This is a genomic window from Kitasatospora sp. NPDC001664, from assembly GCF_053596675.1.
In genome coordinates this window covers 111,421-132,978 of sequence record NZ_JBSFGS010000013.1, presented here as the reverse complement: position 1 = coordinate 132,978, position 21,558 = coordinate 111,421, and the positions used below count along the sequence as shown (strand labels likewise).

Here is a 21,558-nt window from a genome sequence, read left to right as displayed (position 1 = left end):
CCATAGGAACAGCGGCCCGTGTCTCAGATGACCAGGCGGCGAACTACGTGTGGCCGAAGCTGAGGTAGGCGAAGGGCCGCTTCATCGGAGTGCCGATCGTGCACTCGAACTGGCCGGCATCACCCGCCCGATCGCGCCGCACTGGCTGAGGCACTTCTTTGCATCAGCGGCGCTGGGCAATGGAGTTCCGGCCAACGAGGTCGCCGAGTGGCTCGGGCACCGCGATCCGAAGATCGCCCTCCAGGCCTATGCGCACATCATGCCGGACGCGCCCGAGCGTCTCCGGACTGTAATTGACGGAGTCTTCCTCCAAGAGCTGGAACTGAACCTCCCGTTGAAGTTCGATGTGCTCGTAGAAGCGGCCTGCGCGGCCCTGGGAGCGCCGCATTGGCGCTCCCAGGGCTCGGCTGTTACCGCACTACTTCCGCGGCCTGCTGAACCACAGCTTCCACCAGGCCAGCCGGTCGCGTGACTGCCTCGGCATAACCGAGTTGGCGACCAGGCAGAACGCGAGAGCAACCACGAGAACGAAGGCAAGCGCACCGACGAACCACCACGGGGTGTCCGGCGGCAAGTTGATCTGAGGCAAGGTGTCCCTCCCAAGAAGGGGGCACCAACGGCTACGCGGCCAGGGCGAGAGCCATTCGGCGCCCCTGCTGACTGACGGTCGGCAGGGGCGCCTCTTGCGGCGCCCGAGGCACCACAGGGGCTGCTAGTCGCTCCGACCCGCAAACGCAAACCCACAGTCGTGGCGTGTGCGAGGGGGCAGGCAGCTGAAGTTTTGGCTGCGGGAAAGTTTGAGTGAGCTCGGCATACGCGCACTCAAGGGCGGCTAGCCGCGCAAGTGTTGCCTGTCGATGCCAACCCAGAACCAACTGCTGGAAGGCGGGCCAGGTTTTCGGCCCGCTCAGAGAAGGGGGGAGTGCGGCAACAAATCGGCGCACGATCCGTAGTGCGAAATGCCGACCCAGGTCGGATGCAAGACCCGGGAGATCGAATCCACGTCGCTGTGGAGGCTCTTCTGCCTCAGCCGCAGCACGAATTGCTGCGTAGAAGCTAGCCTCGGCTGATGTGATCAGGGCTGGCGAGGAGCCGATGTCCGTCAGTTCCTGGCGCATCTCGCGCGCCAGGTCAGCGAGTTCGAAGAGGATGTCGCCAGGACTGGCCGGAGCGTGCGCGGAATTCCAAGCCAGGTCTACGCCGCCGCTGTCGGGCGAGCCTAGGTTGAAAGTCCAACTCGCCGGCGTCGGCGGCAGCGGTCCGTTGGTCGGGGCCGGGGCTGACGTGGACTCGTTAGGATCCATGCTCTGTTCGACGGAGAGCCACTTCTTCGACTGGAGGAGACCAGACGAGATCAAGTTGTCGGCTTCAAGGGTGCCGCGTAGCCACTCCTCGGGGGTAACGCGCGTGGGCTCTCGATCAGACACACAGTCAGGCTAGCTGACATCAAAGACAGTTGGGCGACTCTCTAGGTGTATTGACCACGAGCGTTGTTGACGGTGGTTGGGCTTGCTCAAAGGTGAAGACCTCCGATGTGGTGGAGCTGTCTAGGACTGCACCCATCGGAGGTCTTCGTGCCCCACCGTAATGCCCGGCTGACCGTGCACGGCAGGCGGCTCCTGGTCGAGCGCGTCGCCGCGGGCCGCCCGGTCGCCCACATAGCCGCCGAGATGGGCATATCCCGCACCACCGCCCACAAGTGGATGCGCCGCTGGCGAGCCGAAGGCGACGCGGGCCTGCACGACCGCCCCAGCCGCCCGCACACGACACCGCACCGCACACCCACCGCCGTGGAGGCGAAGGTGTGCGCCCTGCGCCAGGAACGCAAGCTCGGCCCCGCCAGGATCGGCCCGATCCTCGGCATCCCGGCCTCCACCGTCCACCGCATCCTGACCCGCCACGGCCTGAACCGCCTGCGCTTCATGGACCGACCCACCGGCCAGGTCATCCGCCGCTACGAACGCGAGCGTCCCGGCGAGCTGGTCCACGTCGACATCAAGAAGCTCGGCAACATCCCCGACGGCGGCGGCCACCGCGTGATGGACCGCCAGTCCGGCGAGAACAACCGGCACTCCACCACACGCGAGTGCCGCAACTGCCACCCGGTGATCGGCTACAGCTTCGTCCACACCGCCGTCGACGACCACACCCGGCTGGCATACAGCGAGATCCTGCCCGACGAGCGCAAGGAGACCGCCGCCGGCTTCTGGCGCCGGGCCGAGCGGTTCTTCGCCGGCCTCGGCATCACCGTCGAACGAGTCCTGACCGACAACGGCACCTGCTACAAGTCACACCTGTGGCGCGACACCCTCCACGCCTCGGGCATCACCCACAAACGCACCCGCCCCTACCGGCCGCAGACCAACGGCAAGGTGGAGCGCTTCAACCGCACCCTGCTCGACGAATGGGCCTACCAACGCCCTTACACCAGCAACCAGGAACGAACCGAAGCGCTCCCCGACTTCCTCCACCGCTACAACTACCATCGTTGCCACACCGCCATCGGAGGACAACCACTGATCAGCCGCGTCAACAACCCCGCGGGTCAATACATCTAGGCCTTGGCGGTCTGCCGATGCCTAGTATCTCGCTGGGAGTAGCCGGCGGCGACAAGTTCGCCGCCGCCGGCTTGAGACGAGCCGTGCTAGACCTGAGCCACTCGGGCGTACGGTGCTGGTTTTGTGCTGACTTTGGCGACATGCCGACCGTAAAGCCGCAGGTGAGAGCCCCTTACAGTGAGGCGTCGTACCACTCGATGGTGGTACCTATCAGGCTCGCGCCGACGACCTTCTTGAGGGAGGCGCCGGAGGTTCTCGCGGCGTCGGGAGAACTGGGCATGCGTCACCACTTCTTGGGGGGAGGGGAGTTGCAGGGGGGATCAGTGTGCGGTCCAGCCGCCGTCCACCGGGAGGGAGGCCCCGGTGATGTAGGAGGCGGTCGGGGAGCAGAGCCAGACGGCGAGCTGGGCCACCTCGTCGGGCTCGATCAGGCGCTTGACGGCGGTGCGTTCGAGCATGATCTGCTCCACCACCTCGTCCTCGTGGATGCCGTGGGCCAGCGCCTGGGCGGCGATCTGCTTCTCCACCAGGGCGGTGCGGACGTAGGCCGGGTTGATGCAGTTGCTGGTGACGCCGTACGGGGCGCCCTCCAGGGCGACGGTCTTGCTCAGGCCCTCCAGGCCGTGCTTGGCCGTCACGTAGGCGGACTTGAAGGGGCTGGCGCGCAGGCCGTGCACCGAGGAGATGTTGACCACCCGTCCCCACCCCTGCTCGTACATGTGCGGCAGGGTCCGGCGCAGGATGCGGAACGGCGCCTCCACCATCACCCGCTGGATCAGGGCGAAGCGGTCCGGCGGGAACTCGTGCACCGGCGCGACGTGCTGGAGGCCCGCGTTGTTGACGACGATGTCGGCGTCGTCCGGCAGCGCGTCGGCGGCCGCCGGGTCGCCCAGGTCGGCGACCACCGGGACGCCGCCGATCCGGGCGGCGAGCTCCTCGGCCGGGGCCGCGGCCAGGTCGACGACGTAGACCCGGGCGCCGGCCGCCGCCAGGGCCTCGGCGCAGGCCCGGCCGATGCCCGAGGCGGCGCCGGTGACCAGTGCCGTACGGCCGTCCAGCGGCCGGGCTGAAGAGGTGTCCATGGCCGAGAACGGTAGGAAGTGGCGGCCCTCGCTCATATGTGCCGGGACCACACAGGGTGGCGCGGGGCCGTGGTGGACGAAACCAGGTGGTCCATTCGGCGACAGGCTCGGTCCAAGCCAAACACCCACCGACGCACCTTCCCTACAACGGGCGCCATTGCATCACCCGTTCGGAGGATTGCCCGCCCAGATCCACCCATAGCGGCGAAATGCTCGCTACATTCGCGCCGATTCCCGACAGGGGGCGCACCTCCAGACAGGTGGGGGCTGGTGGGGCGCTCGAGAGGTGAGACAGATATGCCCCAACGGCCTGCAACCGACAGCCCGGCGTACGGACAGCTCGACCCGCACGATCCGCACGACCCGCACCTCGACGATCCGCACGAGCGGGCCGCCGGGGCCGAGGCGCTGCCCGGGGACCGGGCCCGCGCCGCTGACACCACCTCAGGGGACCGGACCCAGAACCCACGTCTCGCCGCACTGATCGAGGAGGCCGGCTTCTCGCACGCCGGGCTGGCCCGCCGGGTCGACCAACTCGGCCTGGAGCACGGCCTGGACCTCCGCTACGACAAGACCTCCGTCACCCGCTGGCTGCGCGGGCAGCAGCCGCGCGGCGCCACCCCCGCGCTGATCGCCGAGGTCTTCACCCGCCGCCTGGGCCGCCGGCTCACCGCCCAGGACATCGGCCTGGACGCCTGCGCCCCGGTCTACGCCGGGCTGGAGTTCGCCGAATCGCCGCAGGAGGCGGTCGACATCGTCGCCTCCATGTGGCGCAAGGACACCGGCCTGCAGTCCGAGCTGCGCCGGATCGCCTTCACCCCGGCCGGCCTGGTGGTGCCCAGCCGGGACTGGCTGATCGGCCGCACCGACGAACGGGTGGCCCGCGACGGCTCGGTGCCCGGCCTGCCCGACGCACCGCCGGCCGGCCGTCCGCCCGCGCCCGGAGCGCCGCCGGCCGGTGCGCGCGGCGTGGTGCCGCCCGCCCGGGGCGCGGCCGTCCCCCGGGTGCCCGGCCGGGTCCCCGCCCAGAGCCGCGGCGGCCTGCCGCCGCTCGGTGAGCTGGAGGCCCGCGAGCAGCGTCCGACGCTGCGGGTCGGCCGGGGCGACATCGCCGCCATCCGCGCCGTCGGGGACCTCTTCCGCGCCCTCGACCACGCCTACGGCGGCGGCCACGCCCGGCAGGCCCTGGTGCGCTACCTGGAGAGCGAGGCCGAGCCGATGCTGCGCGGCCGGTACGGCGAGCAGATCGGCCGCGCGCTGTTCGGCGCCGTCGCCGACCTGACCAGGCTGGCCGGCTGGACCTCCTTCGACATCGCCGCCCACGGCCTGGCCCAGCGCTACTTCGTCCAGGCGCTGCGGCTCTCCCAGGCCGCGGGGGACCGCGTGCTCGGCGGCTACGTGCTCACCACCATGAGCCAGCAGGCCGTCCACCTCGGCCACGGCCGGGAGGCGATCCAGCTGGCGCGCGTCGCCCAGCAGGGCGTCGGCACCGCCGCCGCGCCCACCGTCCAGGCCCTGATGCACGCCGCCGAGGCCCGCGGCCACGCCCTGCTCGGCGACGTCCGGGCCTGCACCACCGCCCTGGTGCGCTGCGAACGGGCCCTGGGCATCGCCCGCCCCAGCGACGAACTCCCCTCCTGGGCGCGGTACTTCGACGAGGCCCAGCTGGCCGACGAGTTCGCCCACTGCTACCGCGACCTCCAGCAGTGGCGGCCCGCCGCCCAGCACGCCGAGAAGTCCCTGAGGCTGCGCACCCCGGCCTTCGCCCGCAGCCGCATCCTCTGCCGCCTGGTCCTCGCGAGCTCGCGCCTCGGCCTCGGCGAGGTGGACGAGGCCTGCGGCCTGGCCACCGAGGCGCTCCGCGCGGCGGGCGAGATGCGCTCCGCCCGCACGGTGGAGTACCTCCGCGACTTCCACCGCCGCCTCACCCCGTACCGGGCCGGCCAGGCCGCCCGCGCCTTCGACGAGGCCGCCCGCCAGGCGGGGGTGATCTGACCGGCCGTCAGGTACGGGCCCCGCACGCCGCAGGCCCCGGCCGGGGGAGGGCCGGGGCCTGCGGGATGGGAAGGGCGAGCCTGACCGGCGTGGGGGAGTCCTGTCGGTCTCGCCGTGGTCGGTGGGGCCGGGGGAAGGGAGGGGTACGCCCGTGCGGACGGGCCGGTGCTGTGCTGCCTCGCGGTGGTGCCGGCTCGGTGCCGGTGCGGTTCGGTGCCGTGCGGTCGGGCCGGGTGGCGCTGGGTGGCGCTGGACGTCAGGCCGGGTCGCGCGGGCGGCCGGTCTCGCGGAGGAGCCGGTCCGGTGCCGCGTGCCAGAGCGGGACCACTGGTATCGGGTGCGCGGGCGGAGCGGGCGGGATCACGACGACGGGCGGCACCGCCTCGGTGCTGTGGGAGGCGAGGATCGCCAGGCCGTCGGTTGCCATGCATAGACGGTAGGCCCGCGCGCCGGGGCGCCGCCCGGTGGTGACCGACACTCCGTCACCTCCGGCCGCGCGCCTCACCAGCTCTCGGCCCGCACCCGGGGAGCTCCTTCCGGCGGGGGCGGCGTGCCCTGTCCGCGCAGCCGCTGCGCCAGCAGCGGGAAGAGCAGTACCGAGAGCATCCCGGCCCCCACCAGCGCCGCCGCCGTGGACGAGGGCAGCCGCCCGTCGTCCACCTCGATGGTGGTGATCACCACGACCAGCGGCAGCGCCGTGGCCCCGAACAGCCCGAGCGCGGCCCTGTCCCGCCGGCCCAGCTCCGGCGGGGCCAGCAGGGCGGCCGGCACCCCGCGCAGCACCAGCAGCAGGAGCAGGAAGAGCGGCACCAGCAGGAGGGTCCCCGGGTCGTCGAGGAGGGCCTTCAGGTCGAAGTTCATCCCGCTCACCACGAAGAAGACCGGCACCAGGAAGCCGAATCCGATGCTCTCCAGCTTGGCCTCGATCACCTCCTCCTCGGCCTCCGCCACTTCGGAGAGCAGCAACCTGGAGACGATCCCAGCGGTGAACGCGCCCAGCAGCATGTCCAGGCTCAGCCAGATCGCCGCCCCCACCATCGTGGCCAGCACCAGCATCACCAGACGGATCGCGAACTGCCCCGAGGTCCGCATGGTCCGCCGGATCAGCCGGGTCGCCCAGTCCGGGCGCGGACGGCGCGCGTAGCCCACCGCCGCGACCGTGATGAGGGCGAACGCGCCGAGGATGACCGCCGACTTGGCGGGCGTGTTGCCGCTCAGCAGCACCGCGATGGCCACGATCGGGCCGAACTCGCCGGCCGCCCCGGTGGCCATCGTCATCGACCCGAACGGCGTCGGCAGCACCCCCGAGTCGCGCAGGATCGGCAGGATGGTGCCGAGTGCGGTGGTGGTCAGTGCGAGGCCGGCGAAGGCGCCGTTCAGCGGGCTCGGGTTGATCAGCGCACCGAAGCCGAGCGCCAGCACGACGGTGACCAGCCAGGCGGCGACCGCCCGCTTGAGCGGGCCGCCGCGCAGCCGGGCGAAGTCGATCTCGTAGCCGGCGAGGAACATCAGCATCGCCAGGCCGAACTGCGACAGCGCGTCCACCAGGTCGCCGACGTCGGCCCAGTGCAGCACGTCCGGGCCGATCAGCACGCCGAGCACGATCTCGAACACCACGGTCGGGACGGCGAGCCACCGTTGGAGGCGGTCCGCCAGCAGCGGCGCGGCGACGGCACAGGCCGGGATCAGGACCAGCGCGACGGCATCGGCGTCTTCGGCCGTCATGGGCGATATGCCCGACTCTGCGTCATATCGTCATCCTGGCACGACCCCCGGCGAAAAGAGGTGAGGCCGGGGGCGCGAGGAACTGCGCGAGTCGGAAGGCGGCCCACCGGCAACTGAACCGCCGTCAGCCAGTCGCACGTGCTGCTGTCCCCCCGCGCGCCGTTCCTCGCGCCCCTGCGGGGCGCTGCCCTGCCGGGCCGGGAGGCCCGGGGGCGCGGGGAACTGCGCGGGTCGGAAGGCGGCTCGCCTGCAACTTGACCGCCGTCAGCCAGTCGCACGTGCTGCTGTCCCCCCGCGCGCCGTTCCTCGCGCCCCTGCGGGGCGCTGCCCTGCCGGGCCGGGAGGCCCGGGGGCGCGGGGAACTGCGCGGGTCGGAAGGCGGCCCACCGGCAACTGAACCGCCGTCAGCCAGCTGCACGTGCTGCCTTTCCACCCCGCGCCGTTCCCCGCGCCCCCGGCATCGCCACCGTCGGCGGTGCGTCAGGCGGCCTCCGCCGCGCGGGCCGTGGCCGGGAGGCCGAGGTCGCGCAGGACGGCGTGGGCGGCGCGGCGGGCGGAGACCAGGGCGCCCTGGAGGGTGCTGGTGTCGCGGTGGTCGCCGCAGACGTAGAGGCCCGCCAGGACCCGGACGGGCCGTCGGAGGTTGTGCGGCGGCGGCATCGCCGGTACCGCGTCCGGAAGGTGCCGCACCGTCAGGAACTCCCACCGCGAGGCCTCCGCCCCGTACAGCTCGGCGAGGCGCCGCCGCAGGACCGGCTCGTACCCGGCCGCCCCGCCGTGGTCGAAGTGCCGGGCGCCGAGCACGGTGGTGGCGATCAGCGCCCGCCCGGCCGGGGCGTACCCCTCGGAGACGTCGCTGAGCACCAGCGAGTGCGAGAGTACCGCCCGTCCGCCCGTCCGGTCCCCGTCGAGCAGCAGGACCGGTTCGCCCAGCGGGGAGTGGTCGGCCACGTGGTAGTAGGTGGTGACGGGGTGGAAGGCGGGCAGCCGCAGCCCCGGGAGGAGGTCGGCGGCGGAGCGGGCGTCGGTGGCGAGCACCACCGCGCGGGCGGCGATCCGGCCGTGGGCGGCCGTTTCGACGCCGTCGGCGGAGACCGAGGTGGCCCGGACGCCGAGCCGCAGCGTCCCGGCGGGCAGGCCCTCGGCGAGCTGTTCGGGGACGGCGGCCAGTCCGGCCGCCGGGAGACAGAGGCGGCCGCGGGCGTAGGAGCGCAGCACCAGGTCGGCGACCCGGCTGCTGGTGCCGAGTTCGGGGTCGCTGAGCAGGGCGCCGAGCAGGGGCCGCAGCAGGCCGTCCACCGTGCGCGGGGAGTGGCCGCGGTCGGCGAGGGCGCGGGCGGTGGTGGTCTCCGGGCGGGCCAGCAGCCGGGCGGCCGGGGTGGCGGCGAGCCGGCCGAGGGCGGAGGTGAGCCGGGCCCGGTCCAGCGGACTGCCGAACGGGCCGCGCACGCTCGCCGTCCTGGTGGCGCCCTGCGGGTCCCCGAACCGGTGCCGTCGGCCGCCGCTGTGCACCAGGACGCCGGGCGCGAGCGGTCGCAGCTCCAGCCGGTCCAGGTCGAGCCGCCGCCCGGGCTCCGGGAAGTCGGTGTTGAGCAGTTGGCCGCCGTGGTCGAGCCGGAAGCCGTCCAGCTCGTGGGCGGCCAGCCGGCCGCCGAGCCGTTCGGTGGCCTCCAGGACCTGGACGGCGAGGCCGTGGCCCGTCAGCGTGCGGGCGGTGGCCAGTCCGGCGAGTCCGGCGCCGACCACGATCACGTCCGGGTCGGTCCGGCGACGGGTGCGGCGGTTGAAGTCGTGTGCGGGCACGGGTGTGCTCCCTCCCTGGTCCCGGGGCTGCGGCCGGGCAGGCCGCAGGGTGCCGGGACACGGTCCGGGGAGGTGATGCCCCGTCAGTCGACGGATCAGGCCGCGACTTCGGTTCGAATCCCGAGGAGTGGGGACAGGAGGTGGGGCACGGTCACGGAGCGTGCGCCTGAAGGGCGCATCGGACGGATTCGTGGGCGCGTTCCGTCACCGGGGGCGCGCAATGCGCTGCGGCAGTGCTGCCGTGCGCCCCCTGCGACCACCCTCCCGTGACCTGCCCGCGCCACCTCGGAACGACCCGGAACCACCACGACCGGAGCCCCGCCCGCCGCAAGCGCAAGCCCCCTGCGGGGTACTAGGCGACCGCCGCCCGGACCACCGCCTCCGCCGTCGGCTGCCGGAACCGGAAGCCCGCCTCCAGGAGCCGTTCGGGGACGACCCGGTGACTGCCCGTCACCTCGACCGCCATCTCGCCCAGTGCGGCCTTGAGCGCGAACTGCGGCACCGGGAAGGGCGTCGGCCGCCCCAGCGCCCGGCCGAGCAGCTCGGTCATCGCCCCGTTGGTCACCGGCTCCGGGCCGGTCAGGTTGAAGGAGCCGGAGAGCCCGGGCGTGTCGACCAGGTACCGCAACGCGGCCACCTCGTCCTCCAGCGAGATCAGGCTCCAGTACTGGTGCCCGTCGCCCAGCCGGCCGCCGAGGCCGAGCTTGAACAGCGGCAGCAGCCGCCCGCCCGCGCCGCCGCCCGGGGCCAGCACCAGCCCCGTCCGGGCGTGGGCGACCCGGATCCCGGCCGCCTCGGCCGGGGCGGTGGCCGCCTCCCACTCGACGCAGATCCGGGCCAGGAAGTCGTCGCCGGCCGGGGCCCGTTCGTCGATGACCTGCTCGCCGGTCTGCCCGTAGTAGCCGACCGCCGAGCCGCTGACCAGCACCCGGGGCGGCTCCTTCAGCTCGGCCAGCGCGGCCGCCAGGGTCTCGGTGCCGAGCACTCGGCTGTCCCGGATCTCGCGCTTGTACGCCTCGGTCCACCGCCGGTCGCCGACGCCCGCCCCGGCCAGGTGCACCACCGCCTCGACACCGGCCAGCCCGGCCCGGTCGATCTCCAGCCGGGTCGGGTTCCAGCCGACGCCCACCGTCCCGTCCGGCTGCACGCCGGTCCGGGACCGCTGCCGCACCAGCCGCACCACTTCGTGGCCGTCCGTCAGAAGCGAGCGGACGAGCGCCGAACCGATCAGTCCCGTGGATCCAGTCACCGCGATACGCATGGCCCCATCCTGGCAGGTCGCCCCGGACGCTCCGCACCGGCACGGCCGTGGCCGCAGCGCCGGCCGCACCGCCGGCCGCACCGCCCAGGGTGAGCCGGGGGAATTCCCGGCCGGGCGGGCACCCCCGTCGTTACGATGACGACCATGGGAGCCGACGACCTGTTGATACGCACCGCCAGGGACGAGGACGAGGAGGTGATCGCCCGGATCGACCGCGAGGCCTGGTCCTGGCTGAGCGACGTCGTCCCGCGGCCGGAGGAGAACGCCGAGATCTTCGACGACCGCCGCCTGCCCGAGCAGTTCCTGGTCGCCGAACTCGACGGCGAGGTGGTCGGCCACATCCGCCAGGCCCCGCCCACCCCGCTGGTCAGCAACCGGCACGTGCGGCAGATCCAGGGCCTCGCGGTCTCGCCCGACGCCCGCGGGCGCGGCGTCGGCCAGGCCCTGGTCGAGGCGGCCTGCGCGGTGGCCAAGGCCGACGGCATCCGCAAGATGACCCTGCGCGTGCTGGGTCACAACGCCCCCGCCCGCCGCCTGTACGAGCGCTGCGGCTTCGTCGTGGACGGCGTGCTGCCGGAGGAGTTCTGGATCGACGGCCGCTACGTGGACGACATCTGGATGGGCCGCCCGCTCGCCTCCTGAGCGGCCGCCCGCCGCGCACTGACGCTTCGTCAACTGCCCTGACAGCTCGAACGGCTGAGCGCTACCGTACCGGGATGAGCTACTCGACCCCGCCCGGCTGGTACCCCGTGCTCGAACCGGGGCCGGACGGCCTGCCCCGCGAGCGCTGGTGGGACGGCGCCGCCTGGACCGACGAGTACCGCCCGCCCGGCCAGGGCGGCGCCGCGGCACCGCAGGACGCGCTCCCGGACCGCCCGGCTCCGCCCGGTCGGCGCCGCACGGTGCTGGTGACCGCCGGTCTGGTGGTGCTGGCCCTGGCGGCGGGCACCGCCTTCTGGCTCGGCCGGGACGGCGGCGACGGGAAGCAGGCCCAACTCCCGCCCCCGAGCGCCACGGTGAGCACCTCCGCCACCCCCTCGCCCTCACCGTCGCCCTCGTCCTCGCCCACCCCGAGCCCGACGCCGACGGAGACGTCCGAGCCCATCCCGTCCCCGGCGGTGCCGAGCAGCACGCCGCTGCAGTCCTTCGGCTCGCTCCCGGACACCACCCACGGCTGGCGGGTGCCGCTCCCGGCCGGCTGGAAGAACAACCGGCCCGACGGCGACTCCGTGCTGCTCAACTTCACCACCCGGCCCTACGACTGCTCGATCGGCGACGGCTCCTGCGCGCGCGGCGTCTTCGAGGTGATCGCCGACGCGTTCAGCGGCTCCAGTGCCCAGGCCGTGGCCGAGGAGCGGATGGAGGAGTACGCCCCGCTGATGTTCGGCAAGCTCAGCTCCCACCGCCGCCTCGCCTCCGGCCCGGTCACCGTGGCCGGTGTCCCCGGCTACGCCGAACGCTGGCAGGTCGACCCGGCCACGGGCGTCAACGGCCAGGCCGTGGTGGTCGCGGTCCCCTCCGCAGGCGGCGGCTACGCCGTCCTGGTCGGCTCGGTCGACGAGCACCCGGACGCCCCGCCCGCCGAGCTCCTCGACCAACTCATCGCCGCCATCCGCCCGTTGGCCACCCAGGGCGGCACCTGACCGCCGTTCTGTCGCCTGCCTGCCTGCTGCTTCGCCGCCCGCCGCCGTTCTGTCGCCTGCCTGCCTGCTGCTTCGCCGCCCGCCGCCGTTCTGTCGCCTGCCTGCCTGCTGCTTCGCCGCCCGCCGTCGCTCTGTCGCCTGCCTGCCTGCTGCTTCGCCGCTCGGCTGCCTGCCTGCCTGCTGCTTCGCCGCCCACTCGCTGCCCCGTTGCTGCTCGGCTGCCTGCTGCGCGCTTGTCGCTTCGCTGCCCCACTCGCTGCCCCGCCGCATCGCCGTCGGGACCCTGGCACGGCCGCTGTGACAGACTGGCCGCCCGGGAGCGAGGGGGGAGGGCGGTCGTGGCCTGGCACCTGTCGGTCGAGGTCGACCGCAGCTCGGCCACCTCGCTGGCCGGGCAGCTCCAGGACGCGCTGCGTCACCGGATCACCGACGGCGTCCTGCGCCCCGGCACCCGCCTGCCCTCCACTCGACGGCTCGCCGAGGACCTCGGCGTCTCCCGCAGCGTCGCCGTCGAGGCGTACGAACAGCTCGCCGCCGAGGGGTGGTTGACCGGTCGGCACGGCTCCGGCACCTGCGTCGCCGAGCGGGCCGGCGGCACCGACTCCGCCGCCCCGCCGCCCGCCGTCGCCCTCCGCGAGCCCGAACCGGCCGCCCCCGTCCGCTGGGACCTGCGCACCGGCCGTGCCGACCCCGGCAGCTTCCCCCGCCAGGAGTGGCTCGCCAGCTACCGCACCGTCCTGGCCGCCGCCGGGCGGGAGGAGTTGGACTACCCGCCGGTCGCCGGACACCCGTCGCTGCGCCGGGCCCTCGCGGACTACCTCGGCCGGGTCCGCGGCGTCCGCACCGAGGCCGGTTCGGTGATGGTGACGGCCGGCTTCGCCCAGGGGCTCTCGCTGCTCTGCGAGGCGCTGCCCCGGCTCGGCATCCGCACCCTCGCGGTGGAGGACCCGGGGCACCGGAGCCAGCGCCGTTTCATCGAGGAGTGCGGGATGCGGGTGGTCCCCGTCCGGGTGGACCACGAGGGCATCGACGTAAGGGAGTTGGCCGCCAGCGGTGCCCGCGCCGTGCTCGTCACGCCCGCGCACCAGTACCCGACCGGCGTGGTGCTCTCACCCGCCCGGCGGCAGGCCCTGGTCCGCTGGGCCCGGGAGAGCGACGGCCTGGTGGTCGAGGACGACTACGACGGCGAGTTCTGGTTCGACCGCGAGGTCCGTCCGGCCGCCCTCCAGGAACTCGCGCCCGAGCACGTGGTCTACGCGGGCACCGCCAGCAAGGCGCTGGTGCCCGGGCTGCGGATCGGCTGGCTCGCCGTCCCGCCGCCGCTCACGGCCGCGCTCGACCGGGTCCGCTCCCGGCGCGACCTCGGCACCGACGGCCTCACCCAGTGCGCCTTCGCCGAACTGATCACCAGCGGGCTGCTCGACCGTCACCTCCGCCGGGTCCGGGCCCGCTACCGCCGCCGCCGCGAGGCCTTCACCCGGGCCGCCGCCGAGCTCCTCCCCGAGGCCACCCTGCTCGGCGTCTCCGCCGGGCTCCACGGCTACCTCCAACTCCCGCCCACCACCGACGAGTCGGCCCTCACCGCGGCAGCGCTCACCCGCTCCGTCCTGATCCACGGCGGCGCCCATCACCAGGTTACCCCGGGCCCCCGTCCCCCCGCCCTGGTGATCGGCTATGCCCACCTCCCGCTCGCCGGCATCACCGACGCCCTGACCACGCTCCGCGACGCCCTCGCCGAGCAGCATCGAGTGGTCACTCCGGGGGCGCGAGGAACTGCGCGCAGGGGCACGGCACCACCTGCAACTGGCTCACGTGCCCCGATCTAGCACTGGGCCGCCTTCCGGACTCGCGCAGTTCCCCGCGCCCCTGAGGTCGCTGCCCTGCCGAGCGTCAGTCCGTCAGTCCGCCTTCGCCGCCCGCACGAACTCGGTGATCAGCACCGGGTCCTTCACCCCGCGCCGCACCTCCACCCCGCTCGACACGTCCACCCCCCACGGCCGGGCCGCCGCGATCGCCTCCCGCACGTTCCCCGGCGTCAGCCCGCCCGCCAGCAGCCACGTCCCGCCCGGCGGCTTCGCCCCCAACTCGGCCCAGTCCCACGCCTCCCCGGAGCCGGGCACCGGCGAGTCCAGCAGCAGCAGGTCCTCGCCGAAGTCCCCGCAGGACGCCCCCGCCGCGGCCGCCGCCGAGGTCGCCCGGATCAGCGGCACCCCGAGGTCGGCCAACTCCGCGAAGGCGGCGGGCGGATGGTTCCCGTGCAGCTGCGCCGCCCCGACCCCGGAGGCCCGCACCATCTCCCGCACGTACGCGGCCGGCTCCTCCCGGAACACCGCCACCGACAGCACCCCCTCGGGCACTCCGGCCAGCAACTCCCGCACCAGCTCCGGCGTCACCCGCCGCGGGCTCTCGGTCAGCACGAACCCGACCGCGTCGGCCCCGGCCTCGACGGCGGCCGCGACATCCGGCGCGGTGCTCAGACCGCAGATCTTGACGAACACGTCCCCGCTCACTCCCACTCGACGGCCCTGCCAGCCTAGTGCCGTTCCCGGACGGCACCCCAAGTGGTCCGGTGCCCCCACCTCGAAGTGGTCGGGCGTACCGGACCACTGTCCCGCAGGCTGCTGCCCATGACCCCGGACTCCCGTACCCTGCGCGGCAGCCTCGCCGCCGCCACCGCGATGACCGCCGTCGGCAGCTCCGCCGCCGTCAGCCCGCTGCTCGCCGCCTACCCCCTCCTCGCCGGCCAGGGTTGGCGCTACCTGGCCGCCGGACTGATCCTCCTGCTCCCCGGCCGTCGCCTCCCACCGCCACCCCGCCTGACCCCCCGTCAGCGGGGCCGTGTCCTGGCCCTCGCTGCCACCGGCATGGCCGGGTTCAACGTCTGCCTGCTCAACGCCGTCGCCCACGCCGACGCAGCGACCGTCGGAGCCGTGATCGGCGCCACCCCGGTCCTCCTCGCCGTCACCGGACCGCTCCTCGACCGTCGCCGCCCCTCCGCCCGGATCGCCGTCAGCAGCCTGCTCACCGTCGCCGGCGTCCTGCTGATCCAGAACCACAGCACCGCCGCCACCCCCACCGGACTCCTCTACGCGGCCGGGGCCCTCGCCTGCGAGTGCTGCTTCTCCCTGCTCGCCGTCCCGCTCCTCCCCGTCCTCGGCCCGCGCCGCCTCTCCGCCCTCGCCTGCCTGACCGCCGCTCCGCTCCTGGCGGCCACCTCCGCCCTCCTCGAAGGAGGCCGCGCCCTCCACCTCCCGACCCCCACCGAGGCCCTCGCCCTCTCCTACCTCACCCTCGTCGTCACCGCGCTCGCCTTCTTCCTCTGGTACGCGGGCGTCGCCCGCCTGGGCGTCGACCGCGCCGGCCTCTTCGCGGGCCTCGTCCCCCTCGCCGCCGTCCTCCTGGGCGCACTCCTCGGCACTACCCAGCTCACCCCGCCCGTCCTCCTCGGCGCGGCCCTGGTCGGCGCGGCGGTCGCCCTCGGAGTCACGCCCCCGCCGCAACGTCGCCCGGCCGACACCAGCTGGATCCGCCGCGCCCTCCTGAGCGGCCGTCAGTCCCCGAACCGCGCCCAGAGCATCGGGTACCGCTTCGCCATCTCCGTCGCGTCCTCGAAGTCGAAGGAGTCGCCCTCCGGACGCCGCGGCTGCTGCACGCCGAGGTCCGGCAGCGGAAGCCCCGTCAGCTGCTCGTGCGCCTCGTCGGCGGCGTAGCCGACGTCCTCGGCCTCGCCGTCCTCCTCCTCGTCGAAGTCCGGGACCAGCTCGGCCAAGGCGTCGGGCTCGTGCAGCGCGCCCTCGAACACCTCCCGCCCCTGCGCGATCAGCCAGCAGCGGAAGTAGTCGAAGCTGTCCTCCGAAGCCCCGTCCAGCAACAGGTACGCCGCCCCCCACAGGTCGTACCGGTACGCCCGCTGGAACCGCGCCTCGAACAGCCGGGCGAAGTCCACCACGTCATCGGGCGTCAGCTGGGCCAGCCGCTCGACCAGCGCGTCCGCCTGCTCGTCCGGATCGCCCTCGGCCGTGTCCCGGCTCTCGTCGATCAACTGCCAGAAGTCCGTCTCGTACATCACCGCTCCAGCATCCTCGTTCCCCGCATCGGACGCTAACTCTGCCGTCCGACCGGCGGACGCGGCGGCGGAAACGCCAGGTGCCCCACCGGTCCGAAGACCGGTGGGGCACCTGTGCGTTCAGCGGAGCCGGAGCCCGTGAGGGGCCGTCAGGCTCAGAGGCCGAGCTCGACCTCGAACTCGCCCGCCTCGAGGATCTCCTTGACCGCGACCAGGTAGCGGGCGGCGTCGGCGCCGTCCACCAGGCGGTGGTCGTAGGAGAGCGAGAGGTAGGTCATGTCGCGGACGCCGACGGCGGTCGCGCCGTCGACCTCGATGACGACCGGGCGCTTCACGGTGGCGCCGATGCCGAGGATCGCCGCCTGGTTCGGCGGGACGACCACGGTGTCGAACAGCGCACCGCGCGAGCCGGTGTTGCTGATGGTGAAGGTCGCACCGGACAGCTCGTCCGGGCTGATCTTGCTGCTGCGGACCTTGCCGGCCAGCTCGGCGGTCTTCTTGGAGATGCCGGCGATGTTGAGGTCGCCCGCGCCCTTGATGACCGGGGTCATCAGACCCTTCTCCGAGTCCACCGCGATACCGATGTCCTCGGTGTCGAAGTAGGTGATGGTGCCCTCGGCGTCGTTCAGGCGGGAGTTGACGACCGGGTTGGTCTTCAGCGCCTGGGCCGCGGCCTTCACGAAGAACGGCATCGGGGAGAGCTTGACGCCCTCGCGGGCCAGGAAGGACTCCTTGGCCTTGCCGCGCAGGGTCATGATCTTGGTGACGTCCACCTCGACCACGGTGGTCAGCTGGGCCTGCTCGTGCAGGGCCTTCAGCATGTTGTCGCCGATGACCTTGCGCATGCGGGTCATCTTGACCGTCTGACCGCGCAGCGGGGACGGGGCGGCGGCGGCCTTCGGCGCGGCGGCGACCGGCGCCGGAGCGGCGGCAGCGGCCTTGGCGGCCTCGGCGGCGGCCAGGACGTCCTGCTTGCGGATGCGACCGCCGACACCGGTGCCGGTGACGGAGGAGAGCGCGACGCCCTGCTCGGCCGCGAGCTTGCGGACCAGCGGGGTCACGTACGCGTCCGAGCTGTCGGCGACCGGAGCGGCCGGAGCGACCGGGGCCGGCGCGGCCACGGGGGCCGGGGCAGCGGCGACCGGGGCCGGCGCGGCCACGGGGGCAGCCGGGGCGACCGGGGCCGGCGCGGCCACGGGGGCCGGAGCAGCGGCGACCGGGGCCGGAGCGGCGACCGGAGCGGCCGGAGCCACCGGAGCCGGAGCGGCGGCCGGGGCCGGAGCAGCGGCGGCCGGAGCCGCACCCGCCGCACCGATCAGCGCGAGCTGGGCGCCGACCTCGGCGGTCTCGTCCTCGCCGACCAGGATCTTCACCAGGACGCCGGCGACCGGCGACGGGATCTCGGTGTCGACCTTGTCGGTCGAGACCTCGAGCAGCGGCTCGTCGATCTCGACGGTGTCGCCCTCGGCCTTGAGCCAGCGGGTGACGGTGCCCTCGGTGACCGACTCGCCGAGCGCCGGCAGCAGCACCGGGGTGGCGTCGGCGGCCGGGGCGGCAGCGGCCGGAGCGGCGGCGGCCGGAGCCGGCGCGGCGGCGGGGGCCTCGGCCACGGGGGCCGGGGCGGCGGCCGGGGCAGCCGGAGCGGCCTCGGCGACGGGGGCGGCAGCGGCGACCGGGGCGCCGGAGCCGTCGTCGATGATGGCCAGCTCGGCGCCGACCTCGACCGTCTCGTCCTCGGCGACCTTGATGGACGCCAGGATGCCGGAGACGGGTGCGGGGATCTCGGTGTCGACCTTGTCAGTCGACACCTCGAGCAGCGGCTCGTCGGCCTCGACGCGCTCGCCCTCGGCCTTCAGCCAACGGGTAACGGTGCCTTCGGAAACGCTCTCGCCCAGCGCGGGCAGTGTTACTGAGACCGCCATGGTTTCAGCGACTCCTATCAAGTCTTGCGTACAGGTATGGGGATACTGCCGGGGTGGGCGCGATCAGTCGTGCGCGTGCAGCGGCTTGCCCGCCAGCGCCAGGTGCGCCTCGCCGAGGGCCTCGGACTGCGACGGGTGCGCGTGGATGAGCTGGGCGACCTCGGCCGGCAGCGCCTCCCAGTTGTAGATGAGCTGGGCTTCGCCGACCTGCTCACCCATGCGGGCGCCGACCATGTGCACACCGACCACGGCGCCGTCCTTGACCTGGACGAGCTTGATCTCGCCGGCGGTCTTCAGGATCTTGCTCTTGCCGTTGCCGGCCAGGTTGTACTTGAGGGTGACGACCTTGTCCTTGCCGTACAGCTCGACGGCCTTGGCCTCGGTCAGACCCACGGAGGCGACCTCCGGGTTGGAGTACGTCACGCGCGGGACGCCGTCGTAGTCGATCGGCACGGCCTTCAGGCCGGCCAGGCGCTCGGCGACCAGGATGCCCTCGGCGAAGCCGACGTGGGCCAGCTGCAGGGTCGGCACGAGGTCACCGACGGCCGAGATGGTCGGCACGTTGGTGCGCATGTACTCGTCGACCAGGACGTAGCCGCGGTCCATGGCGACGCCCTGCTCCTCGTAGCCGAGGCTGGCCGAGACCGGGCCGCGGCCGATGGCGACCAGCAGCAGGTCGGCGTCGATGGTCTTGCCGTTCTCGGTGGAGACGCGGACACCGGTCTCGGTGTACTCGACGCCGGAGAAGCGGGCCTTGAGCTCGAACTTGATGCCACGCTTGCGGAAGGCCCGCTCCAGCAGCTTGGAGGAGTTCTCGTCCTCCAGCGGCGCCAGGTGCGGCAGGGCCTCGACGATGGTGACGTCGACGCCGAACGACTTCCAGACCGAGGCGAACTCGACGCCGATCACGCCACCGCCGAGGATGACGGCGGACTGCGGGATGCGGTCGAGCTTGAGCGCGTGGTCCGAGGAGATCACGCGGTCGCCGTCGATGTTCAGACCGGGGATCGACTTCGGCACCGAGCCGGTGGCCAGCACGATGTGCTTGCCCTGGACCCGCTGGCCGTTGACGTCCACCGAGGTCGGGGAGGACAGCCGGCCCTCGCCCTGGATGAAGGTGACCTTGCGGGAGGCGACCAGACCCTGGAGGCCCTTGTACAGGCCGGCGATGACGTCGTCCTTGTACTTGTGGACGCCGTTGATGTCGATGCCCTGGAAGGTGGCCAGCACGCCGAACTCGGCGGCCTCCTTGGTCTCGTCCGCGATCTCGGCCGCGTGCAGCAGGGCCTTGGTCGGGATGCAGCCGCGGTGCAGGCAGGTGCCGCCCAGCTCACCCTTCTCGATCAGCGCCACGCTCTGGCCGAGCTGCGCGGCACGGAGCGCCGCGGCGTAGCCGCCGCTTCCGCCTCCGAGAATGACTACGTCGAAAACGGTGCTGGCGTCGTTCGCCACGTCACGTCCTCCATGCAAAGGGGTGCGGTTCGCCGGGCCGGTCGCGGTCCGGTGAGCGTGCGCCCTCGTAAGGCGCCCACGTCTTCCGGAGAAACATCTTCGCACTTGTTCGCGGCGGCTGGTGGCCGGGGCCACCGAGGCGGCACCGGCGGACCGCGGCGAGCGGTGCCCGATGTCCCCTGTGTGAGGGTATCTCCGCAGCTCACGGATGGGTAACGGCGGGGGAGAAGGGGGTGCCCGGACCCCTGCCGCCCCAGTTGTTCCGCACTACGGAACAAAGTTTCGCCTATGGCGAACAGACGTTGTCAGAAACGGGCCCGGCGTATTACCAGCAGGTAACTGGCAATGCGCCGGGCCCGTGAGCGCGCTAGCGGAGGATTCAGGCCTTCGCGTTGGCGGTGTCCTCGGCGAAGCGCAGCAGGGTGCGGATGGCCGAACCGGTGCCGCCCTTCGGGGTGTAGCCGTGCGGCGCGCCCTCGTGGAAGGCCGGGCCGGCGATGTCCAGGTGCGCCCAGTCGATGCCCTCGGCGACGAACTCCTTCAGGAACAGACCGGCCACCAGGCCGCCGCCCATCCGCTCGCCCATGTTCGCCAGGTCGGCCACGGTGCTCTCGGTCATGCCCTTGCGCAGCTCGACCGGCAGCGGCATCGGCCAGGACTGCTCGCCGGCCGCCTCGGCGGTGGCGTGCAGGCGGTCGCGCAGCTCGTCGCTGTTGGACATCACACCGAAGATGCGGGTGCCCAGGGCCAGCACCATGGCGCCGGTCAGGGTGGCCACGTCGACGATGACGTCCGGGTTCTCCTCGCCGGCCTTCACGATCGCGTCGGCCAGCACCAGGCGGCCCTCGGCGTCCGTGTTCAGCACCTCGACGGTCTTGCCGCCGTACATCCGCAGCACGTCACCCGGGCGGGTGGCGGTGCCGGACGGCATGTTCTCCGCCAGGGCGAGCCAGGCGGTGACGTTGACCTGCAGGCCCAGGCGCTTGGCCGCGACCACGGTGGCGAACACGGCGGCGGCGCCGGACATGTCGCACTTCATGGTCTCGTTGTGGCCGGCCGGCTTCAGCGAGATGCCGCCCGAGTCGTAGGTGATGCCCTTGCCGACGAAGGCGAGGGTGGCCTTGGCCTTCGGGTGGGTGTACGCCACCTTCACCAGCCGGGGCGGGTTGGCCGAGCCGATGCCGACGCCCATCAGGCCGCCGAAGCCGCCCTTGGCCAGCGCCTTCTCGTCCAGCACCTCGACCTTGAGGCCGTGCTCCTTGCCGGCCGCGGTCGCGATCGCGGCGAAGGACTTCGGGTTGAGGTCGTTCGGCGCGGCGTTGATCAGGTCGCGGGCGCGGTTGATCTCCTCGCCGACCGCGGTGGCACGCTCGACGGCCGCCTTGGCGTCCTTGTTGCCCTTGCGGTCCACCAGCACGACCAGCTCGCCGACCGGCGCCTTGGCGTCGCTCTTGTACGAGCCGAAGGAGTACGAGCCCAGCAGGCCGCCCAGCGCGACCGCCTCGACCTCCTCGGCGGAGGAGGCCGGCAGCGCCAGCGCAGCCTTCTTGGAACCGGCCAGCGCGCGGGCGGCCGTACCGGCGGCCTTGCGCAGCGCCTCCAGCCCGAAGCCCTGCTCGCCCTCACCGAGGCCGACCGCGAGCACGAGCGAGGCCTTCAGCCCGGCCGGGGCGGGGAGCTTGACGGCCTCGCCCTCGGCACCCGTCGCACCCAGGGTGGCGAGGACCTCGGCCAGCTTGCCCTCGAACGCCTCGGCCACCACCTCCGAGCCGGCAGCCGGAACCGGGCCCTTGGGGCCCTTGGCCACGCCGATCACCAGGGTGTCCGCACGCAGCGAGGCGGCGGAGGAGGTGCTCACAGACAGTGCAGTCACGTAAACGAGTCCTGTTCTTTCTCGGGTTCACGGCCGGTACGGGAGCCGCACCCGGCACAGTGCTCACCGCATGGTAGTCCGCATGCTGGGATGTCGCTGCAGCGCGTTGGTCACCTACGTCAGGACCGCTGGGGGCGCGAGGAACTGCGCGAACCGGAAGGCGGCCCACCGGCAACTG

16 protein-coding genes and 1 pseudogene are annotated in these 21,558 nt (G+C 73.2%); 7 read left to right on the top strand and 10 right to left on the bottom strand.

Translation table 11 applies throughout. The features are described from left to right. Positions 1-49 precede the first annotated feature (49 nt). Together ACWCYY_RS20095 and ACWCYY_RS20090 are read left to right on the top strand one after the other, a co-directional pair. The gene (locus ACWCYY_RS20095; protein WP_449796815.1) at positions 50-472 is read left to right on the top strand and encodes a tyrosine-type recombinase/integrase; all 423 of its coding nucleotides are present in this window, start codon (positions 50-52) and stop codon (positions 470-472) included. Between the two features lie 1,102 nt (positions 473-1,574). Continuing rightward, a complete protein-coding gene (locus ACWCYY_RS20090) occupies positions 1,575-2,558 on the top strand; it encodes an IS481 family transposase (RefSeq protein WP_449796814.1) in 984 nt (327 codons plus the stop codon). A 320-nt stretch (positions 2,559-2,878) separates the two neighbouring features. On the opposite strand, the gene ACWCYY_RS20085 is transcribed toward ACWCYY_RS20090, so the two are convergent. Beyond that, positions 2,879-3,640 carry a 3-hydroxybutyrate dehydrogenase gene (locus tag ACWCYY_RS20085; protein WP_345284793.1) on the bottom strand — a complete coding sequence of 254 codons (762 nt, stop codon included), beginning with the start codon at positions 3,638-3,640 and terminating at the stop codon, positions 2,879-2,881. A 297-nt stretch (positions 3,641-3,937) separates the two neighbouring features. Here ACWCYY_RS20085 and ACWCYY_RS20080 point away from each other — a divergent pair, with 297 nt between their 5' ends. Continuing rightward, positions 3,938-5,635, top strand: coding sequence for a regulator (locus ACWCYY_RS20080; RefSeq protein ID WP_449796813.1), 1,698 nt, complete (start codon positions 3,938-3,940; stop codon positions 5,633-5,635). A 256-nt stretch (positions 5,636-5,891) separates the two neighbouring features. Here the strand turns inward: ACWCYY_RS20080 and ACWCYY_RS20075 are convergent, their stop codons facing one another. From ACWCYY_RS20075 to ACWCYY_RS20060, 4 genes are all read right to left on the bottom strand, one after another. Further along, positions 5,892-6,062 (bottom strand): hypothetical protein, encoded by a 171-nt coding sequence (locus ACWCYY_RS20075; protein WP_449796812.1) that lies wholly within the window; start codon positions 6,060-6,062, stop codon positions 5,892-5,894. A 74-nt stretch (positions 6,063-6,136) separates the two neighbouring features. After that, positions 6,137-7,360, bottom strand: a complete 1,224-nt coding sequence (locus ACWCYY_RS20070; protein ID WP_449796811.1) for a cation:proton antiporter — start codon at positions 7,358-7,360, stop codon at positions 6,137-6,139. 480 nt (positions 7,361-7,840) lie between these two features. After that, the gene (locus ACWCYY_RS20065; protein ID WP_345284785.1) at positions 7,841-9,163 is read right to left on the bottom strand and encodes an FAD-dependent oxidoreductase; all 1,323 of its coding nucleotides are present in this window, start codon (positions 9,161-9,163) and stop codon (positions 7,841-7,843) included. A gap of 352 nt (positions 9,164-9,515) precedes the next feature. Beyond that, the gene (locus tag ACWCYY_RS20060; RefSeq protein ID WP_449796810.1) at positions 9,516-10,424 is read right to left on the bottom strand and encodes a TIGR01777 family oxidoreductase; all 909 of its coding nucleotides are present in this window, start codon (positions 10,422-10,424) and stop codon (positions 9,516-9,518) included. A gap of 135 nt (positions 10,425-10,559) precedes the next feature. Between ACWCYY_RS20060 and ACWCYY_RS20055 the strand changes: the two genes are divergently transcribed. The 3 genes from ACWCYY_RS20055 (at position 10,560) to pdxR (ending at position 13,893) form a co-directional block, all read left to right on the top strand. Continuing rightward, entirely contained in the window at positions 10,560-11,066 is a 507-nt protein-coding gene (locus tag ACWCYY_RS20055; protein WP_449796809.1) for an N-acetyltransferase family protein, read from the top strand. Positions 11,067-11,140: 74 nt separating this feature from the next. Next, positions 11,141-12,067 (top strand): DUF2510 domain-containing protein, encoded by a 927-nt coding sequence (locus ACWCYY_RS20050; RefSeq protein ID WP_449796808.1) that lies wholly within the window; start codon positions 11,141-11,143, stop codon positions 12,065-12,067. Between the two features lie 338 nt (positions 12,068-12,405). Next, positions 12,406-13,893, top strand: a complete 1,488-nt coding sequence (gene pdxR, locus ACWCYY_RS20045; RefSeq protein ID WP_449796807.1) for a MocR-like pyridoxine biosynthesis transcription factor PdxR — start codon at positions 12,406-12,408, stop codon at positions 13,891-13,893. Positions 13,894-13,965: 72 nt separating this feature from the next. Here the strand turns inward: pdxR and ACWCYY_RS20040 are convergent, their stop codons facing one another. Continuing rightward, positions 13,966-14,565 carry a phosphoribosylanthranilate isomerase gene (locus tag ACWCYY_RS20040; protein WP_449796806.1) on the bottom strand — a complete coding sequence of 200 codons (600 nt, stop codon included), beginning with the start codon at positions 14,563-14,565 and terminating at the stop codon, positions 13,966-13,968. Between the two features lie 129 nt (positions 14,566-14,694). Here ACWCYY_RS20040 and ACWCYY_RS20035 point away from each other — a divergent pair. Then, positions 14,695-15,534 (top strand): annotated as a pseudogene (locus ACWCYY_RS20035) (DMT family transporter); the annotation flags it as partial. Between the two features lie 83 nt (positions 15,535-15,617). On the opposite strand, the gene ACWCYY_RS20030 reads toward ACWCYY_RS20035, so the two are convergent. The 4 genes from ACWCYY_RS20030 to ACWCYY_RS20015 all read right to left on the bottom strand — a co-directional run bounded on the left by ACWCYY_RS20030 (position 15,618) and on the right by ACWCYY_RS20015 (position 21,380). After that, complete coding sequence (locus ACWCYY_RS20030; RefSeq protein ID WP_380150216.1) at positions 15,618-16,133, bottom strand: DUF4240 domain-containing protein; 516 nt, start codon at positions 16,131-16,133, stop codon at positions 15,618-15,620. Between the two features lie 155 nt (positions 16,134-16,288). Continuing rightward, the gene (gene sucB / locus ACWCYY_RS20025) at positions 16,289-18,055 is read right to left on the bottom strand and encodes a 2-oxoglutarate dehydrogenase, E2 component, dihydrolipoamide succinyltransferase (protein ID WP_449796805.1); all 1,767 of its coding nucleotides are present in this window, start codon (positions 18,053-18,055) and stop codon (positions 16,289-16,291) included. 63 nt (positions 18,056-18,118) lie between these two features. Continuing rightward, positions 18,119-19,507, bottom strand: coding sequence for a dihydrolipoyl dehydrogenase (lpdA, locus tag ACWCYY_RS20020; RefSeq protein WP_449796804.1), 1,389 nt, complete (start codon positions 19,505-19,507; stop codon positions 18,119-18,121). A 379-nt stretch (positions 19,508-19,886) separates the two neighbouring features. Then, positions 19,887-21,380, bottom strand: a complete 1,494-nt coding sequence (locus tag ACWCYY_RS20015) for a leucyl aminopeptidase (RefSeq protein WP_380150197.1) — start codon at positions 21,378-21,380, stop codon at positions 19,887-19,889. Positions 21,381-21,558: the final 178 nt, after the last annotated feature.

What these genes read in the sequence shown, in the direction of transcription:
- ACWCYY_RS20085 (WP_345284793.1), bottom strand. Translation starts at nt 3,640, where the DNA reads ATGGACACCTCTTCAGCCCGGCCGCTGGACGGCCGTACGGCACTGGTC.
- ACWCYY_RS20080 (WP_449796813.1), top strand. Translation starts at nt 3,938, where the DNA reads ATGCCCCAACGGCCTGCAACCGACAGCCCGGCGTACGGACAGCTCGAC.
- ACWCYY_RS20075 (WP_449796812.1), bottom strand. Translation starts at nt 6,062, where the DNA reads ATGGCAACCGACGGCCTGGCGATCCTCGCCTCCCACAGCACCGAGGCG.
- ACWCYY_RS20070 (WP_449796811.1), bottom strand. Translation starts at nt 7,360, where the DNA reads ATGACGGCCGAAGACGCCGATGCCGTCGCGCTGGTCCTGATCCCGGCC.
- ACWCYY_RS20060 (WP_449796810.1), bottom strand. Translation starts at nt 10,424, where the DNA reads ATGCGTATCGCGGTGACTGGATCCACGGGACTGATCGGTTCGGCGCTC.
- ACWCYY_RS20055 (WP_449796809.1), top strand. Translation starts at nt 10,560, where the DNA reads ATGACGACCATGGGAGCCGACGACCTGTTGATACGCACCGCCAGGGAC.
- ACWCYY_RS20050 (WP_449796808.1), top strand. Translation starts at nt 11,141, where the DNA reads ATGAGCTACTCGACCCCGCCCGGCTGGTACCCCGTGCTCGAACCGGGG.
- ACWCYY_RS20030 (WP_380150216.1), bottom strand. Translation starts at nt 16,133, where the DNA reads ATGTACGAGACGGACTTCTGGCAGTTGATCGACGAGAGCCGGGACACG.
- sucB (WP_449796805.1), bottom strand. Translation starts at nt 18,055, where the DNA reads ATGGCGGTCTCAGTAACACTGCCCGCGCTGGGCGAGAGCGTTTCCGAA.